This is a genomic window from Candidatus Angelobacter sp., from assembly GCA_035607015.1.
GTDB lineage: Bacteria > Verrucomicrobiota > Verrucomicrobiia > Limisphaerales > AV2 > AV2.
On sequence record DATNDF010000208.1, the window covers coordinates 1 to 17,318 of the forward strand.

Consider the following 17,318-nt stretch of genomic DNA (forward strand, 5'->3'; position numbering starts at 1 on the left):
ATCCGCTGTGCGCGCCAAGACATCGGCATACCTCTGCGAGCTCGTGGACTTCTGCGCGGACCTCGGCGGCGGGGTCGTCGTGTTCGGCTCACCCAAACAGCGGAACATTCCCGACGGGGTCACGCCCCGCGCGGCGCTGGAATGGGCCACAACGGCATTTCACGAGCCGGTCAGGCGGGCCGAAAACCGCGGCGTGACGATTTGCTTCGAGCCGCTGGCGGCCACCGAAACCAACTTTATCAACACGGCGGCCGAGGCGATCCAATTCGTGCAGCAATTTGGCTCGCCGCAGTTCAAAATCATCCTCGACGTGAAGGCGATGTGCGCGGAGCCAAAGCCGATCCCGCAAATCATTCGCGATTCCTGGCCGCACTTTGCCTACTTTCATGCAAACGACCGGAATCTGAAGGGCCCCGGCTTCGGTCAGGTGGATTTCAAACCGATTGCCGCGGCGTTGAAGGAGGCCGGTTACGACGGTTTCGTTTCGGTGGAAGTGTTCAACTACGACGAAGGCCCGGAAGTGATCGCGACGAAGAGCCTGGAGTATTTAAGGCGGACTTTTGCGGCGGCCTGAATATGCGAATCCCCGGGCGCGAATATGTTCAGTGCGCCGCCACTCGGGGCTTGCCGCGCCGGACCCGTTTGAACAGAAATACCAGCGGAATGCACGCGATACAGAGGAGTCCGAACAGGCGGAAGTTGTCCACGAAAGCCCAGAGTTTCGCCTGGTGAATCAGCTTGTCGTAAACCAGACTGTACGCCTGGAGAGTGGCAGCGACGGGACCGTGCTGGATGGCGACCGCTGCCCGGGTTGCAGCCAGTTGCTGCCTGAACGCCGGGTCGTAAGGGGTCAAATGCCCGACCATGAGCGCCTGGTGCGCCTGGGCGCCGCGTTCAAGCATCGTCGTCACGAAGGCGATGCCGACGCTGCCGCCGAGGTTGCGCATCAGGTTGAACAGGCCGGTCGCGTTGCCCATTTGTTCCTGGCGCAGATGCCCCATCGTCGCCGTCGTCAACGGCACAAAAATGAAACTGACGGCGACGCCGTTGAGCACGCTCGGCCAGAGGACGTTGGCCATGCCCATCTCGAGGTTGATATGCCCGAGCCAGAAGGAGGAAGCGGCGAGCAGAGCGAAGCCGATTGAAAGGAGCACCCGGTTGCGGACACGCCCCACGAGGCGTCCGATGATAAACGTGGTGATGAACGCGCCGATGCCGCGCGGGCTCAGAGCATAGCCGCTCTGGAGCGCCGGATATCCCATGAGTGTCTGCAAAAAAATGGGCAGCGCAGCCGTCGTGCCGTAAAGCACGGCGCCCACCAGCGTCATCAGCAGGAGGCCGATGGTGAAATTGCGATTTCCGAGGATGCGCAGGTCCACGATCGGATGCGCCACCAGGAATTCCCTGATGAAGAACGCAATCATGGCTGCCACCGAGATGACGGCAAACCAGGTGATCCATCGCGAGCCGAACCAATCCTCCTGCTGTCCCTTGTCGAGGATCACCTGCAATGTCGCCAGCCAGACGGCGAGCAGGGAAAACCCGATGAAGTCGATGCGCGCGGCCTTGTTTCGTCTGATGTAGGGCGGGTCTTCGACGAGCCACTGTGCCATGAACATCGCGGCGATACCCACCGGCAAATTGATGTAAAAAATCCAGCGCCACGAGTAATTGTCGGTGATCCAGCCACCGAGTGTCGGGCCGAGAATCGGCGCCACGACAACGCCCATGGCGAACACGGCCATGGCCACGCCTCGTCTGGCGGGCGGGAAGCTCTCCAGCAACACGGCCTGCGAAATCGGCAGCATCGCGCCGCCGCCTGCGCCCTGAAAAATCCTCGCCAGAATCAGCGAGCCAAGCCCGGCCGCCATGCCGCAGAACGCCGAAGCGAGGGTGAACAGGAAAATGCAAAGCACGAGCAGACGTTTGCGACCGAAGAAATTTCCCAGCCAGCCGGTGATGGGCAGGATGATCGCGTTCGAAACGAGGTAGCTGGTCAGCACCCAGGTCGCTTCTTCGGGTGTGACGGAGAGGTTGCCGGCGATGTGTGGCAGCGCAACGTTGGCGACGGACGTGTCGAGCACTTCCATGAACGTCGCCGCCATCACGGCCATCGCGATAAGCCACGGGTTGTGGCGCGGACGCCATTCCTGCCCTTGCTCCAGGTTCGCCGACATCGCCGTCGTGCTACGGGTTCCCGGGCAGGCGATTGTTGATCCGCGCCGCAGCGATCCGAGCGCCAAAACCAACCGCGACCGCGAGCAGGGCCGCGATCAACGCCACCGTCCAGCGCGGGACGATCTCATCTTTGACGCGGACGCTCGCCAGCACGGACATGCCCGGCCCGATGACGCGCTCCGCATCAATCGGCTCGTCGAACAGTATCTTGACAGGCACACGCTGAACCACCTTGACGAAATTGCCGACGGCATTTTCGGGTGGCAACAGGCTGAACCGCGAGCCACTGCCTGCCTGAATGCTGTCCACGTGGCCATGAAAATAGCGTCCGGGCAGCGCTTCAATCTCGATATCCACTGCCTGGCGAGGACGGATGTGCGCGAGTTGGGTCTCTTTGAAGTTGGCGATCATCCACAGGTCGTCGGGGACAATCGCGAGCAACGTCTGACCGGACTGCACATAGCTGCCCGCCTCGACCGACTTGCGCGTCACGCGGCCATCGCATGGGGCGAATATTTTTGTGTAGGACAGGTCCAGTTCGGCGGAATTCACGTCGGTCTGCGCCTGTTTGATCTGTGCCTGGGCCAGTTCGACGACCGTCTTCGCGGCGGCGAGCTGCGCCCCGGCCTCGGCAACCTTGGAAGCCTCCTCGATTGCCTTTTGCTCGTCCGCTTTCCACTTCGCGTCGGTCTCTTTGGTTGCTGACTGGGCATGATCAAACTCCTGCCGTGAAATAGCTCCATCGTTGAAGAGCTGCTGGCCTCGATTGAAGTCGGCCCCGGCGCGCGCAGCAACCGCCTGCGAAGCGTCGGCCTCGGCGCGCGCTTCTTTCGCGCTGGCTTCCGCCGTGTCCACCTTTGCCTTCATCAGATCAAAGGCGCTGAAGACGGTTTTGAGATTCGCGTCACTCGTCTGCGCCGAGGCGCGTTTCTGCGCCAGCCGCATCTCGTAGTCGCGCGGGTCAATCTCGACAAGCAGCCCGCCGCGTTTGATGAGTTGATTGTCCGCAACATGCACTGCGGAGACCTGACCGGAGATTTTTGGGGCAATGGAGACGACATGCGCTTCGATAAACGCGTCGTCCGTCGTTTCGTGGGTCAAAGAGTCCATCACAAAACCCAGACCCCAGTACAGCAGCAGCGTGAGGGCAACAAGTCCCGGCCAGGGGAGCCACTTCGACTTCCTGTTCCCCCGGGTCGCCTTCGTTGCCACCGACCCGGTCAGAACTCGATCCGGTTCTTCATCCAGGGTTGATTTGTCAGTTTTCATCGATATTCGCACCGGAATCGCCAAAGCCCCGGCGAGTGAACACTGTTGCGCCGCTAATTCGTTTGCGCGGGGATTGAGGCGGGAGCGACGCTTCGAACGGCGGCTCTTTTGGCTGTCCGGCGGCGGAAGACGGACCACCACCTGCCTCCGCCCCAATCGTCAAAAATGGAGTAACTTACCGGCGTTACCAGGAGCGTCAACAGGAGGCAGAGCATTTGTCCCCCAATGATGACCTTGGCCATCGAGGCGCGCCCCCCGGAACCAGGGCCGGTCCCGAGCGCGATGGGGATCATCGAAGCCACGAGCATCATCGTCGTCATCAGGATCGGCCGCAAACGCGTGCGGTTGGCCTGCAGGATCGCCTCCTCCCGGTCCATGCCCCGGGCGCGCAGCGTGTTTGTGTAGTCGATCTGCAGGATGCCGTTCTTCTTCACAATGCCGAACAGCATGAACAGCCCGAAGATGGCGTAGATGTTCAGCGGCTCGTTCAATGCAATCATCGTGACAAGCGCAAAGGGCAATGAAAGCGGCACGGCCAGCAAAATCGAAACCGGATGGACGAAATGCTCGAACTGCGCGGCAAGAATCATGTACATGAAAACCATCGCCAGTCCGAACGCGATGAGAAAATTCTGGAACGTCTCGACCAGTTGCTTGGCGCGCCCCGTAAAGATCACCTGATATTCCGGCGGGAGGTTCATCCCTTTGAGCACATCCTTGACGCTCTGCACCGCGTCCGCGAGCGGATAACCCGGCCCAAGGTTGCCCACGATGGTGACTTTGCGCTGGCGCTGGAACCGGTCGATCTGATTGGGGCCGCGCGCTTCCTCGAGCTTCACAAAATTCGCGAGTTGCACAAGCGAGGCTTCCGAAATATTGGCGTTGGTTTGCAGCGGGAAACGCGCGCCGTTGCCCGCGCGCATCATGATTTCACCGAGCGCCTCCTGCGTGTCGCGGTCATGCGCCCCGGCGCGCAGCCAGACATCATATTGATCGTCCGCCTCCTTGTAAGTGCCGACAATGTCGCCGCCCACCAGCGTATGCAAGGTGTTGGCGATGTCCGTCACGCGCAGGCCAAACGCCGCGGCCTTGGCGCGATCGAGATGGACCTGCAGTTCGGGCTTTCGGTTTGAGAGCGTGGTGTCCACGTCCACCACGCCCTTGTTCGGGCGCAGCCTGCCAATGATGTCGTCCGCGTAACCGGCAAGTTTGTCCAGGTCCGGACCCAGCAGATTGAACGACAGGTCGGAATTGCGGCCCCCGGTGCTGATGTTGGAAATCAACTGCACGCTGGAGCGCACGTCGGGATAGTCGCCCAGAAGCCTCCGCGCAATGCCCATCGCTTGAAACTGCGACCAGCGCCGTGTCCGGCCGAACAACGTGGACCAGAATCCGCCCAGCTCCGGGAGCCGGCAGTAGAGTGTGGCCAGGGTCACGTCGCCTTCCGCCTTCCCGACGCGCCCGGAGGTCTCGCCAATCGTCGCCAGCGTGTCGGTCACCGCCGGCTGGCCGTCGATGCGAGCGGCCTTCAACCGCCGCTCGATTTCAGCGCAGACGTCGGCGGTGCGCTCGAGTGTGGAGCCTTCCGGCGCCTGCAGAGCTATCTCGAACTCGCTGGCGTCGTCCTGCGGCAGAAAAGTGAACTTGGTGAGTTTGCCGAGGGCGGCCAGCGAGAGCACGCACAAGCCCGCGCCGCAAACAATGACCCAGCGGTGATGCAGGCTCCAGCGCAGTACCTCGAGATACCGGCCCGACAGCCAGCGCAGCAGCGCGCCGCCGTGCGCCTTTTTCTCGCGAACCTTTTCGTCGTCGGTGTGTCTCAGGAATCGCGACGCCAGCATTGGCGTGAGCGTAAATGACACGAACAACGACACCAGAATGGCGAATGCGACGGTCACACCATAACTCGAGAAAAACATGCCGGTGCGGCCTTTCATGAACGCGAGCGGCAGAAAAATGACGACCAGCGAAAGGGTCGTCGCCATGACGGCCAGCGCGATTTCGCGGGTCGCATGGCTCGCCGACCGCATCGCGGACCAGCCCTTTTCCTCCATCGTGCGATGGATGTTTTCGAGCACAACGATGGCGTCATCAATCACGATGCCGACGGCGAAGACCATCCCCAGCATCGTGAAATTGTTGAGGGTGTAATTCATCGCCCGCATCAGCGCGAACGTGGCGACCAGCGACGCCGGAATGGCCACGGAGGCGATGAGTGTGCCGCGCCAGTCGTGGAGGAAAAAGAAAACCGTCAGCGCGACGAGCACGGCCCCCATCAACAGGTGAAAACTGACCTCGTGCAGCGAGCGTTTGATGAACCGTGACTGGTCGCGGATGATCGTCAGTTTGAAATCACCGGGGATGACCGGCTCCAACGTCCTGAGCTTCGCTTTGACCGCGTCGATGACCTTGACCGTGTTCGATCCCGACTGCTTGCGCACGACCAGTGTCACGGCGTTCACCCCGTTGAGCCGCGACAAGGACCGCGGCTCCTCGACCGAATCCGTGACCTCCGCGATTTCACTGAGTTTGATCGGCTGCGGTCCCACGCTGGCAACGATAAGGTCATTGAAATCCCGGACGGTGCGCATCCGCCCCAGCGTGCGCACAACCAGTTCACGCGTGCCCTGGTCCACGCGGCCCTCGGGCACCTCGAGATTCTGCTGCTCCAGCGCCGTGCGCACGTCTTCGATCGTAAGGCCGCGGGCGCGGAGCCGGTCGATGTCCACGGCCACCTGCACCGCGCGGACACGGCCGCCGACCATGATCACGGCGCCCACATCCGGCACCGTCTCGAGGATTTGCTTGATCTGCTTGTCCACGATATAGGTGATCTCCTTCAAGTCACGCGGGGCGCTCACGCTGATGGACATGACCGGCACGGCGTCGAGGTCGAATTTGTCGATGATCGGCGGATCGGTCCCCTGCGGCAGTTGTGAAAGGATGGTGTTCACCTTGTCACGAACGTCCTGCGCGGCGATATCGCGATTGCGTTCCAGGAAAAACTGGATGTTGATGCGCGAGACGCCTTCAGTGGTCGTGCTGCTCAACTCGTCAATGCCCTGGACCGTGTTGATGATTTCCTCGAGCGGCTTGGTGACGCTGGTTTCCATTTCCTCCGGCGACGCGCCGCGCAGCGTGGTGGTGACCGTGACGATGGGCAGTTCGACGTTTGGAAACTGGTCCACGCCGATGCTTTTAAGCGAGAACCAGCCGAGCACGACAAAAAACAGGTTGATCATCGTCGCGAACACCGGTCGCGAAATGCACAGGTCGGCGATGCCGAGGCCGCGCGACGTCACGGGCGAAGAACCGGCCCCGGGGCGGTTGGCTGGGGGCTCCGCGTTCATGGGACCGCCCTTGTGGAAAGGGTGGCAGACAGGAAAGGCCGCCCGACGGTACGGCGCGGGCCACCATTCTCAATTCGGATGTCTTTCGTCATTTGCAATTCAAGTTCTCCATTCGGGGCCGCAAACCTTGTCACTCGGGTGCAACACGGACCTGGTTCTCCGCTTCGGCTTCTCGAAGGCGCACTCTCGCGCCGTCGTGCAGCTTGCCCAGCCCGCTCGTGGCGACGATTTCTCCGGCCTTCAAGCCGGACAACACCTGCTGAAGCCCGTTCTGAATTCGTCCCAGCTCAACCGCGCGCGCGCGCGCGATGCCATTCTCGATCACAAAAACCTTGGTGACACCGGCGAACGTGTTCACCGCATCAATCGGAACCGCCGGGGTCGGCACGCCGCGCTCGACGATCAACTGGCCGCGGGCGTAGGAACTCGCCTTGAGTTTGTGGTCGGGATTCTGCACGAGCGCGCCGAAGGGAAATGCGCGCGTGGCCAGGTTCACCGCGGGACTGATCAAATAGACGCTGCCCTCGAACATCTGGTTGGTGCCGTAGGCGTCCACCCAGAATATCACCTGCTGCTGCTTGAGCACTTTGCCCGCGTGGCTTTCCGGCGCCTGCACAATGTACTTCAGAACGTTGTCGTTGACCGCGCGAAACAGTGGCGCGCCCGCCTTCACGTAGTCGCCGGCGTTGCCGATGCGCTCGGCAATCGCCGCGTCGAACGGCGCCTTCACAAAGGATCGCTGGAGGTTCAGTTGCGCGACCGCGTTCGCCGCCTCGTCGGCCTTTACCTGCGCGCTGGCCTGTTCGGCGGCGGCAACGGCCGCATCCAGATCGCTCTGCGACGCGATGTTGCTGTTGCGCAATTCCTGGGCGCGTTTCAGATTCTGCCCGGCATTGTCCGCGCTGGCCTTGGCCTTGGCCAGGTTTGCCGCCGCTTGATTCGCGAGCGCCGCGTAGGTGGTCGTGTCAATGCGCGCGAGTTCCTGCCCGGCGGTCACGCGATCGCCAAAATCCACCAGCGTTTTCTCCACCTTGCCCTCGACCTCGGCGCCGATCGTCGCCTCGTCCTTTGCGTAAAGCGTTCCCCAGACATCAAGGGTGCGGTCCATTGGCGCAACCTCGACTTTCGCCCAAGTCACGGGAACGGCGGCGTCTGCCTCGCGCGTCGCACGGTCGCCCGCCGGTTTCGAGCAGGAGACCGTTGCGGTCAACGTCAAGGTCACGGCCGCCGTCCAACATTGGAGAAAGGCGTTTTTCATCACCTGGAGATACCAGCGTCCCTTTGGCTCGCGATCATTTGCCCGCCATCCGGACTGTGACCGCCAGCGCGGGTAATGCGACGAAGTTCATCATGTTCCTCCGGTCAACTACCGCTTCCTGCCGGCGCCAGCGAGAAACAGCGCCACGCTCCGTTCTGCCGTTTTGCGGTCCAGTTTGCAATCCGGCAGGAGCAGATGCGCCATGATGTAAATGTTCAACTGGCCGAAGATGCCGAAGGCGAGTTCCTTGCTGTCAAATCGGCGATCCAGCTCGCCGGTCGCCTGCCCGCGCTTCACCAGCTCGTGAATGAACTCGAAATTGCGGCTGCATTTGTCGAGGGAACGAATTTCTGACGGCAGCTCACCGGGCGCCGCAAACGCGGTCGCAAATGAAATGCGCATCAGGTCGCGGTTGTTCTGGAGGAAATCGAACATCGCCGCGATAATTTCCACGAGTTTTTCCGCGACCGTCGCGCCCTGTTGCGCCGCCACCTGCATCCGCCGGAACCGCTCGTCCAGAGCGTAATCCACCAACGCCCGGTAAAGCTCCGCCTTGTTGCCGAAATAGTAGTACAGAGTCGGCTTCGTGACTTTCGCCGTCTCGACGATGTCCTGGACGGAAGCGCCCTCGTATCCGCAATGGGCGAATTTCTTCAGCGCCGCGCGGAGGACCGTTTGCCGTGTATTGGAGTCGGTTGCGACCATGGGCTACCGAACGGTAGGGAGGGGCCCGGAAGGCGTCAACGGATTTCAACTGCGGAAGATGATTGAAACGCGCCCCGGATTTTTCTAGCCTCCGCTCGTCCGCGAGCTGCCCGACGGCGAGAGATGGCAGAGGTGCGGCGGGCGGTCAACCGAAACGCTTATGAAAAAGTGGCATGAAGAAATCCTGTCCGCCGCGTGGCCCGCCCTGCTGGCCGCGCTCACTCTGTGCGGTTGCAGCAAGGATTCGAGCAGCGGCGGTGCCTCGGCCAACACGATCAAAGTGGGCGAATTTGCCTCGCTGACCGGCAAGGAGGCCGCCTTCGGGCAGTCTTCACATAAAGGGACCGCGCTCGCAATCGACGAAATCAACGCGTCTGGCGGTGTGCTGGGAAAAAAGCTCGAACTGATCACCGAGGACAACCAGACCAAGGCAGGCGAATCGGCGACCATCGTTCGCAAGCTGATCTCCCGCGACAAAGTGGTGGCAGTCCTCGGTGAAGTGGCATCCGGCCGTTCCCTTGAAGCGGCCCCCATCTGTCAGGCGAACAAAATTCCGATGATTTCTCCATCCTCGACCAATCCGAAAGTGACCGAGCAGGGTGATTACATCTTCCGCGTGTGTTTCATTGATCCATTTCAGGGGACGGTAATGGCGAAATTCGCCAAAGATACTTTGAAGGCAAGGAAGGTTGCAGTCCTGTCCGACGTCGCGGCACCTTACAGCGTCGGCCTGGCTCAATTCTTCAAGGAACGCTTCACCGCCGACGGCGGCACGATTGTTGCCGAGCAGAAATTCAGCAGCGGTGACAAGGATTTCAAAGCACAGCTCACTGCCATCAAGGCAGCGAATCCGGAAGCCATCTTCGTACCCAGCTACTACACCGAAGCGGGTCTCGTGGTGCTTCAGGCGCGGCAACTCGGCATCGACGTGCCGTTGTTCGGCGGAGACGGCTGGGAAGCTCCCGAACTGATCCAGATTGGCGGTCAGGCACTGGAAGGCTGCTACTATTCCACTCATTACTCGCCCGAAGACCAATCACCGGCCGTGCAGAAATTCGTGAAGACATTTCAAACGAAATACAACGGCGAAACTCCCGACGCCATGGCGGCGCTCGGTTACGATTCTGCGATGGTACTGGCCGACGCCATAAAGCGGGCCGGCGGGACTGATGAGCCGAGACTACGGGACGCGATTGCCGCCACGAAGGACTTCTCGGGCGTCACTGGAAAGACGACCCTCGACGCGAACCGTAACGCATCAAAATCGGCCGTCATCATCACGGTCAAGGATGGCAAGTTCAAATACGTGGAAACCATTTCGCCGTGAGCCTCATGGCGGCCAATGATCGCCGTGTTTTTGATTGCGCCAGCGGTTTTGCGACTGCCGCCAAATGACCGAATTCCTGCAACAACTCATCAATGGCCTTTCGCTCGGGGCCATCTACGCGTTGATTGCGCTGGGATACACGATGGTTTATGGCGTGTTGCGCTTCATCAACTTTGCCCACAGCGAGGTGTTCATGATCGGGGCGTTCGCAGGCCTTTATCTGGCGCGACTGTTTTCCGGACAATCGTTTGCATCCGGCCTGGCAGTGTTGTTTGTCGCAATGGCCATTTGCGCCGCGCTGGGGATTACCATCGAGCGACTTGCCTACCGCCCGTTGCGCCGCCGGTCAACACTTACGGTACTCATCACCGCCATCGGCGTGTCGCTCTTGTTACAAAACTCGGGCCAGCTCATTTTCGGCGCGAACCCGAAATCATTCCCGAAACTGTTCGTTCAAAAAAACTTCGCCCTGCCCGGTCACCTGGTCGTTTCCAGCGATCAGCTGGCGGTTTTTGGAATAACGATTGCACTGCTGTTCGGGCTGCAATACATCGTGCTGCGCACGAAGATCGGCACGGCCATGCGCGCCCTGTCGTTCAACGCGGTCGCCGCCTCGCTCGTCGGCATAAACATCGACCGCGTGATCTCGTTCACCTTCGGACTCGGCTCCGCGCTGGCCGGGGCCGGCGGCATCCTTTACGCGATGAATTATCCTTCGATCGACCCGTTGATGGGCACGTTGCCGGGCCTCAAGGCCTTTGTCGCCGCCGTGCTCGGCGGCATCGGTAACATACCCGGCGCGGCCCTGGGTGGCATGGTCATTGGCATCGTCGAGACTTTCGTCGCGGGGACTGCGTGGTCCACGTATCGCGACGCCATCGCGTTCGCGGTATTGATTCTGATCCTGTTGTTCAAACCCGCCGGCCTGCTCGGCAAGGTGCAGGTGGAAAAAGTCTGATGCCCGCGCGTTCCCAACTGGTTCTCCTCGGCGCGATTCTTGCAAGCCTGCTTGTATCGCTCGCTTCGTCACACATAAATCCCTACTTCCTCGATGTCACAATCACCGTTGGGATCAATATCATTCTCGCAGTCAGCCTCAACCTCATCAACGGTTACACGGGCCAGTTCTCCCTCGGCCATGCGGGGTTCATGTCGGTGGGCGCCTACGCCGCGGCGGTCGTTACGACCAATTTTGGCACAAAGCTCCTGCCCCTGGTGGGAGGACAGACCTGGATTTTGTTTCCGCTGGCGCTGTATGCCGGTGGATTACTGGCCGCGGTCGCCGGGCTGCTGGTGGGCGTCCCTTCGCTTCGTCTGAAAGGCGATTACCTGGCGATTGTGACGCTGGGGTTCGGCGAAATCATCAAGGTCATTTTTCAAAACGTGGATGCCATCGGCGGCGCGCGGGGAATGATCGGCATCCCCGCCTACACGAATATTTTTTGGACCTTCGGCATCGTCGCGCTGACCATCTACGTCACCTGGGGATTGGTTCATTCTACTTTTGGGCGCGGCTTCATCGCCGTGAACGACGACGAGGTTGCCGCGGAGGCGATGGGGATCAACACCACGAAATACAAGATCATCGCCTTCGTCGTCGGCGCGTTTTTCGCGGGACTGGCGGGCGGTATTTACGCGCATTTCAAACAATACCTCGCCCCCAATGGCTTCGATTTCAACAAATCCATCGAAATAGTGGTCATGGTCATCCTTGGCGGGATGGGCAACAACGTCGGCGTCATCATCGCCGCCATTTTGCTGACGGTACTGACGGAAACGTTGCGACGATTCGGCGATTACCGGATGGTGCTCTACTCCGCGCTGCTCATCGTGCTGATGCTGACGCGGCCCCAGGGGCTGTTCGTCTGGCCGCCCTGGAAAAAAAAGGCCGCCTAGCGCAATGGAAACGGCCTCCAATCCGCACCCGCCGACGCTGCTGGAACTGAACGCCTGCACCATTCGCTTCGGCGGCCTGACAGCCGTCTCGGAGCTTGATCTGCGCATCGGCTCGAACGAGCTCGTCGGGCTCATCGGTCCGAACGGCGCGGGCAAAACCACGGTGTTCAATCTTGTCACCGGCGTTTATCAACCGACGGGCGGCAGAATTCTTTTTGACGACTTCCCACTGGTCGGACTCAAGCCCTACGAGATCACCGCCCGCGGGATAGCGCGGACGTTTCAAAACATCCGCCTGTTTCCGTCGCTAACCGTGTTCGACAACGTGCGCGTGGCGTTGAGCCTGCGCATCACCAGCGGCATTTTGCACGCGCTGGGACGCGGGCGGTCCTTTCAAGAGGAGGAAGGGAACGTGGCCGCGCAGGTGGTGGAAATGCTCGAGATTTTCAAACTGGGACGGTTTCGCGACGCGATGGCGAAAAGCCTCCCGTACGGAGACCAACGCCGCCTGGAAATCGTGCGCGCACTGGCGACGCGGCCGAAATTGCTGCTGCTCGACGAACCGGCCGCCGGGATGAACGCAACCGAGAAAGTCGAGTTGATGAAACTAATCCAGTTCATCCAGGACAAATACAAGATCGCCGTGTTGCTGGTGGAGCATGACATGCAGGTGGTCATGGGCATTTGCGAACGCATCGCGGTGCTCGACTATGGCGTGAAGATTGCCGAAGGCTCGCCCGTGCAAGTGCGCAGGGATCCGAAGGTGATCGAGGCGTACCTTGGCGAGGAGCACATCGCCGCGGATTGAAACCATGCTTGAAGTCAAGAATCTGACGGTCAATTACGGCGCCATCACCGCGCTGCGGGGCATTTCACTGACCGTGAAGCAGGGGGACATCGTCACGTTGATTGGCGCAAACGGGGCGGGCAAAACGACAACTCTCAAAACGATTTCCGGTCTGCTGCGGGCGCAGTCCGGCGAAATCCTGTATCAGGGACGGAACATCACGCGGCTGCGAGCGCACCAGATCGTCAAACTCGGCGTCTCGCACGTGCCGGAAGGACGGATGATTTTCGCCAATCTCACTGTGTTGGAAAATTTGCAGATGGGGGCCTTTCTGCGGACCGACAAGGCGGCCGTTCGGAGCGAGATGGACTATGTGTTCAACATTTTTCCGCGCCTGCGCGAGCGCGTGAAGCAGGTGGCGGGCACGCTCTCAGGCGGCGAACAGCAAATGCTCGCCATCGGGCGCGCGTTGATGAGCAAACCGAAATTTCTCATGCTGGACGAGCCGTCGCTGGGGATTGCGCCGTTGCTGGTGAAAACGATATTTGAAAAAGTCGTCGAGATCAACCGGCAGCACGGCATCACGATTCTGCTGGTGGAACAAAACGCGAACCTCGCCCTTGAAATGGCGCGTTACGGTTACGTGCTGGAAACCGGCCGGATGATCCTGCACGACGCGTCGGCCGTGTTGCGCCAGAATCCGCAGGTGAAAAGCGCCTACCTGGGTGGTGTCTGAGACGGGCCGGCGCGGGTGATTCACCGACAATCAATGTCGGAAGTACGGGTCGAAATAAAGCTTCTGCTGCGCGGCCGTTTGAATGTCGCGAACTTTTCGGTCGCGCATCGCTTCGAGGTGTCCGTCAATGAAGCTGAGGTTCACCCGGCCGTCGTGAGTGACGAAATGCCCGTTGAGCGCGGTGCCCTGCGGTTTGAAGCTTGCGTTCCTCATTGTTGCCGGGTCCTCGTTCACCAGGAGGATCTTCTGAGTAGGACCAACAACGTTGGCAATTTTGACGCCTTCCGGAAAGGCTTTCGTTAAATCCGTCGTCGGATCCAGTTCTTCGTTCATGCTGAAATTGACGCGCAGCGCTTCACCGAGCGGCCCGGTGCTCGGGCACCGATAAATCCGGTACGTACCCGCATAGCTGTCGTGATAAGGCAACATTCGGGGAAAGGTGGTCGCATAGCTGAATATCGAGCCGGACTCTGCATGAAATCCGAAACCGGACCTCTTCCACATCACCGGGTTGTTCGGAAACGTGTCCGATTGGCCGCCAAAGACCCAGTCCGGTTGCCAGTTTCTATCCACATCTCCGGGCCAGGGCAGATAATCAGTGTTGTCGTCCGCGTACAAAGTGACGGCCAACGCGAGCTGGCGCATGTTGTTTCGGCAGACCGACGAGCGCCCCTGCTCTTTCGCCTTGGTCAGGGCGGGCAAAAGCAATGCGGCAAGCATCACGATGATGGCGATGACCACCAGCAACTCCACCAGCGTAAAACCGGCCCGGACATCGCCGAAAAATGCGGATGGCTGGCACCTGATGCGCTCGGTTCGCGATGCTCTGGGTTGCATTCGGATATGGGCTTCGATTGACTAATCCCATTATCCGTTAGCGTATGATTCTTTGCAAGCGCGCGTTTGGCGTGGAAAATACGTACGATCGATTTAAAACTCCTGCGGCATGGTCTCCAACGGCGACGCGGCGATCTACCACTTGCTGGTATCGAAATACGTGTCAACGAACCCTTTGCGCTGGATGTCGCGCATCATTTTATCCTTCATCGGTTCAATGTGCCCGTCGCAATAGCCCAGGTTCACGCGGCCGTTGTGGACCACAAACTTCCCATTGGCCGCCGTGCCGTCGGGGAAGAAACTGGCATTTCTCATGGTCTGCGGGTCTTCGTTGACGAGCAAAACCTTTTGGACCGGATTGACGATTGCCGAATGCACAACGCCGCGCGGGGCGACCGGCGGATGAAGGATCGGATCGAGAAATGAGTTCATGCTGAAATTCACCCGCAACGCAACGCCCATGGGTCCCGTGCTCGGACAGCGGTACACCTGAAACGTCTTGTTCGTGTTCGCGGCTTCATAAGCGGCGGGGGAACCATTCCGAAGATAAACCGTGCGTTCCACCCGAGGCAGGCTGGTGACATAATTGAAGACCGAACCAGCCTCGGCATGGAATCCGTAACCCGGGGTTTTCCATGTGCTCGGGTTGTTGGCGTAGGTGTTGTCCTGACCGCCAAACACCCAGTCCGGCTCGAGATCGCGATCAACGTCGCCGGGCCAGGGAAGGTAATCGCGATTATCGTCCGCGTACAACAACATGCCGAGCACGATCTGATGCATGTTGCTCTTGCATGCCGCCGAGCGCCCCTGCTCTTTGGCCTTCGCCAGGGCCGGCAACAGCAGCGCCGCAAGGATCGCGATGATCGCAATGACGACCAACAGCTCGATCAGTGTGAACGCCACACACTCTTCCCGAGCCGGAGCGGAACGCCGTCCAGACGAAACACTTTTTCGGTTCATGGTCGCTTGATTCGAATGCGCCCGTCGCTGGTCGCACGCATGATTCGTCAGAGCCGACCCTCCCGCAACTGTGCGTTTGACGGCACATGGTCGCGCGATCACTCTCTCGATGCAAGCGGGCTACCTCGGACGGATGACGATTTCCTCCGCAATCGCGCGCGCCGGAAGGTTGATCGCCAGCAACACACACTCGGCCACATCTTCGGACCGCAACATCTTCGCGCGTGCCACGGCATCGGGCGGCGCCGGTCGTCTATCCAGCAACGGTGTGTCAATGTCGCCCGGAAAGATCGCGCAGGCGCGAACACCGTTGGGTTTCTCTTCTGCGTTGATCGATTGCGTCAGGCCGGCGAGGCCGAACTTGCTCATCACGTAAGCCGGACCGGCCTTCGGACTCGCCTGTTTGCCGGCATCGGAAACGATGTTGATGATCGTGCCCGACTTGCGCGCACGCATTTGCGGCAGGAACGCTTGAACGCAGTAATAGGCGCCGTTGAGATTTGTGTCGATCATTGCGTGGTAGTCTTCCAACGAGAGCACTTCCAGTGCGCGTTTCGGAGCGTTGGTCCCGGCGGCATTCACGAGCACTTCGATTTCCTTGAAATTCGCCAGAACACGCTCCGCCATCTTCTCGACGGCCTTCGAGTCGCCAATGTCGCAGGCGTGAATGACTAGGTTCCTGGACTGAATACCCGCGAGCCTGGCGGTTTCACGCAACGTTTCCTCGCGCCGGCCAATCAGCGCGACCCTCCAATCCTGTTTTACCAGCGCCAGCGCTATCGCCTGGCCCACGCCACTGCCCGCTCCTGTGACAACCGCTGTTTTGTTCATAACTTAATTCTCCAGGTCAACCCACTGCCTGGTCGCTGCTGACTTCACGGCCGCGTCCGTCACGGCCTGCGCGCGCGCGCCGTCGTGAAAGTTTGGTGAGCACGGATGTTGGTTTCGGATGGCGTTGATGAATTCCCAGGCCTGATCGTAGCGAAACGTGACGAGTGGATCGCCCTGGCGCGGATCACGTGGCGAGCCGGGCACTTTCCAGAATTCTTCGGGAATAGTGATCGTCTCCAAGCCGGGCCCGCCGACTTTTCCCGTTTGAAGCTTGTTCCATTCGCCCGTGATGAACACGAACGAGCACTCACTACCGTTGACTTCCACGTAGTCAAGACTGCGCCAGCTTTCGTTGCGACCACTCGCGAGCTTGCTCGATTCGAGCACGCCGGTCGCGCCGCCCTGAAACTCGGAGAGAATGGCCGCCCAGTCGTCGAGGTCATTCGCCGCGCCGCCACGCACGGGATGCCATTGCTTCAGGTTCGCCACGAGCCGTTTCATCGGGCCGACGAGCAAATGCGCGAAGTCAATCCGGTGCGATAGCATGTCGCCGAGTTCGCCGGTGCCGGCGAGCTTTTTCACCTGTCTCCAGCCGAGATTGCGCGTGCCCCAGTCCTGCAAGCGGCATGAGCGGTAATGATATGGCTGGCCAAGGTCGCCGCGTTTGACCAGGTGCGCGAGGTAACGCATCGCCGGCACATAGCGGTAAGTGAACGCCGTCATGTGCCGCACACCTGCTTTATCCGCCGCGTCAGCCATCTGCCTGGCCTCGGCGTATTTCATCGCGAGCGGTTTCTCGCAGAGAACGTGTTTGCCCGCAGAGATGGAGGCCAGCGCAATCGGACTGTGCGTGAAATTCGGCGTTGCGATAATGACGGCATGAACATCGTCGCGCTTCACGATTTCTTCATATTTGGTCGAAGTAACATTGACGCCCGTCTGTTGCCGCGCGCGTTCGAGCGTGGCAGCGTCGGTGTCGCACAGTGCGACGACTTTTGCTTCAGGACACAATGCGAGTCCGGGTAAATGATTTTGCAGCGTGATGCCGCCGCAACCCACGATAGCAATGCCGATTTGGTTCATGACGAGAAAACGAGCCGCGAGTATGGCGAAACTTCCGACGAAGACAAGCGTCGTAACCGGAATCCCGTCAAACCAGCTTGGCGGACCGGGCATAACGCCCT

General features: G+C 60.2%; 15 protein-coding genes. 6 read left to right on the forward strand and 9 right to left on the reverse strand.

The genetic code is table 11. From position 1 onward, the window contains the following. Positions 1-574, forward strand: a 574-nt coding sequence (locus tag VN887_08515; GenBank protein HXT40052.1) for a sugar phosphate isomerase/epimerase family protein, incomplete at its 5' end; no start/stop codon positions are given. A gap of 28 nt (positions 575-602) precedes the next feature. On the opposite strand, the gene VN887_08520 is transcribed toward VN887_08515, so the two are convergent. From VN887_08520 to VN887_08540, 5 genes are all read right to left on the reverse strand, one after another. Continuing rightward, positions 603-2,177 carry a DHA2 family efflux MFS transporter permease subunit gene (locus VN887_08520; GenBank protein ID HXT40053.1) on the reverse strand — a complete coding sequence of 525 codons (1,575 nt, stop codon included), beginning with the start codon at positions 2,175-2,177 and terminating at the stop codon, positions 603-605. A 10-nt stretch (positions 2,178-2,187) separates the two neighbouring features. Further along, a complete protein-coding gene (locus VN887_08525) occupies positions 2,188-3,447 on the reverse strand; it encodes an HlyD family secretion protein (protein HXT40054.1) in 1,260 nt (419 codons plus the stop codon). Between the two features lie 53 nt (positions 3,448-3,500). Further along, positions 3,501-6,797, reverse strand: coding sequence for an efflux RND transporter permease subunit (locus tag VN887_08530; protein ID HXT40055.1), 3,297 nt, complete (start codon positions 6,795-6,797; stop codon positions 3,501-3,503). A gap of 130 nt (positions 6,798-6,927) precedes the next feature. Next, the gene (locus VN887_08535; GenBank protein HXT40056.1) at positions 6,928-8,055 is read right to left on the reverse strand and encodes an efflux RND transporter periplasmic adaptor subunit; all 1,128 of its coding nucleotides are present in this window, start codon (positions 8,053-8,055) and stop codon (positions 6,928-6,930) included. A 108-nt stretch (positions 8,056-8,163) separates the two neighbouring features. Beyond that, the gene (locus tag VN887_08540; GenBank protein ID HXT40057.1) at positions 8,164-8,760 is read right to left on the reverse strand and encodes a TetR/AcrR family transcriptional regulator; all 597 of its coding nucleotides are present in this window, start codon (positions 8,758-8,760) and stop codon (positions 8,164-8,166) included. A gap of 160 nt (positions 8,761-8,920) precedes the next feature. On the opposite strand from VN887_08540, the gene VN887_08545 reads away from it, so the two are divergent. The 5 genes from VN887_08545 (at position 8,921) to VN887_08565 (ending at position 13,506) form a co-directional block, all read left to right on the forward strand. Then, positions 8,921-10,087: an ABC transporter substrate-binding protein gene (locus tag VN887_08545; protein HXT40058.1), complete on the forward strand. Its 1,167-nt coding sequence runs from the start codon at positions 8,921-8,923 to the stop codon at positions 10,085-10,087. Between the two features lie 64 nt (positions 10,088-10,151). Further along, complete coding sequence (locus VN887_08550; GenBank protein ID HXT40059.1) at positions 10,152-11,045, forward strand: branched-chain amino acid ABC transporter permease; 894 nt, start codon at positions 10,152-10,154, stop codon at positions 11,043-11,045. After that, a complete protein-coding gene (locus tag VN887_08555; protein ID HXT40060.1) occupies positions 11,045-11,983 on the forward strand; it encodes a branched-chain amino acid ABC transporter permease in 939 nt (312 codons plus the stop codon). The genes VN887_08550 and VN887_08555 overlap by 1 nt, the downstream gene beginning before the upstream one ends. A 4-nt stretch (positions 11,984-11,987) precedes the next feature. Beyond that, positions 11,988-12,791 carry an ABC transporter ATP-binding protein gene (locus tag VN887_08560; GenBank protein HXT40061.1) on the forward strand — a complete coding sequence of 268 codons (804 nt, stop codon included), beginning with the start codon at positions 11,988-11,990 and terminating at the stop codon, positions 12,789-12,791. Positions 12,792-12,795: 4 nt separating this feature from the next. After that, entirely contained in the window at positions 12,796-13,506 is a 711-nt protein-coding gene (locus VN887_08565) for an ABC transporter ATP-binding protein (GenBank protein HXT40062.1), read from the forward strand. A 30-nt stretch (positions 13,507-13,536) separates the two neighbouring features. Here the strand turns inward: VN887_08565 and VN887_08570 are convergent, their stop codons facing one another. The 4 genes from VN887_08570 to VN887_08585 all read right to left on the reverse strand — a co-directional run bounded on the left by VN887_08570 (position 13,537) and on the right by VN887_08585 (position 17,310). Beyond that, positions 13,537-14,343 carry a prepilin-type N-terminal cleavage/methylation domain-containing protein gene (locus VN887_08570; protein ID HXT40063.1) on the reverse strand — a complete coding sequence of 269 codons (807 nt, stop codon included), beginning with the start codon at positions 14,341-14,343 and terminating at the stop codon, positions 13,537-13,539. Between the two features lie 135 nt (positions 14,344-14,478). Then, positions 14,479-15,246 (reverse strand): prepilin-type N-terminal cleavage/methylation domain-containing protein, encoded by a 768-nt coding sequence (locus tag VN887_08575; GenBank protein ID HXT40064.1) that lies wholly within the window; start codon positions 15,244-15,246, stop codon positions 14,479-14,481. Between the two features lie 177 nt (positions 15,247-15,423). After that, positions 15,424-16,134 carry an SDR family oxidoreductase gene (locus tag VN887_08580; GenBank protein ID HXT40065.1) on the reverse strand — a complete coding sequence of 237 codons (711 nt, stop codon included), beginning with the start codon at positions 16,132-16,134 and terminating at the stop codon, positions 15,424-15,426. 3 nt (positions 16,135-16,137) lie between these two features. Beyond that, complete coding sequence (locus tag VN887_08585) at positions 16,138-17,310, reverse strand: Gfo/Idh/MocA family oxidoreductase (GenBank protein HXT40066.1); 1,173 nt, start codon at positions 17,308-17,310, stop codon at positions 16,138-16,140. Between the last annotated feature and the right edge of the window lie 8 nt (positions 17,311-17,318).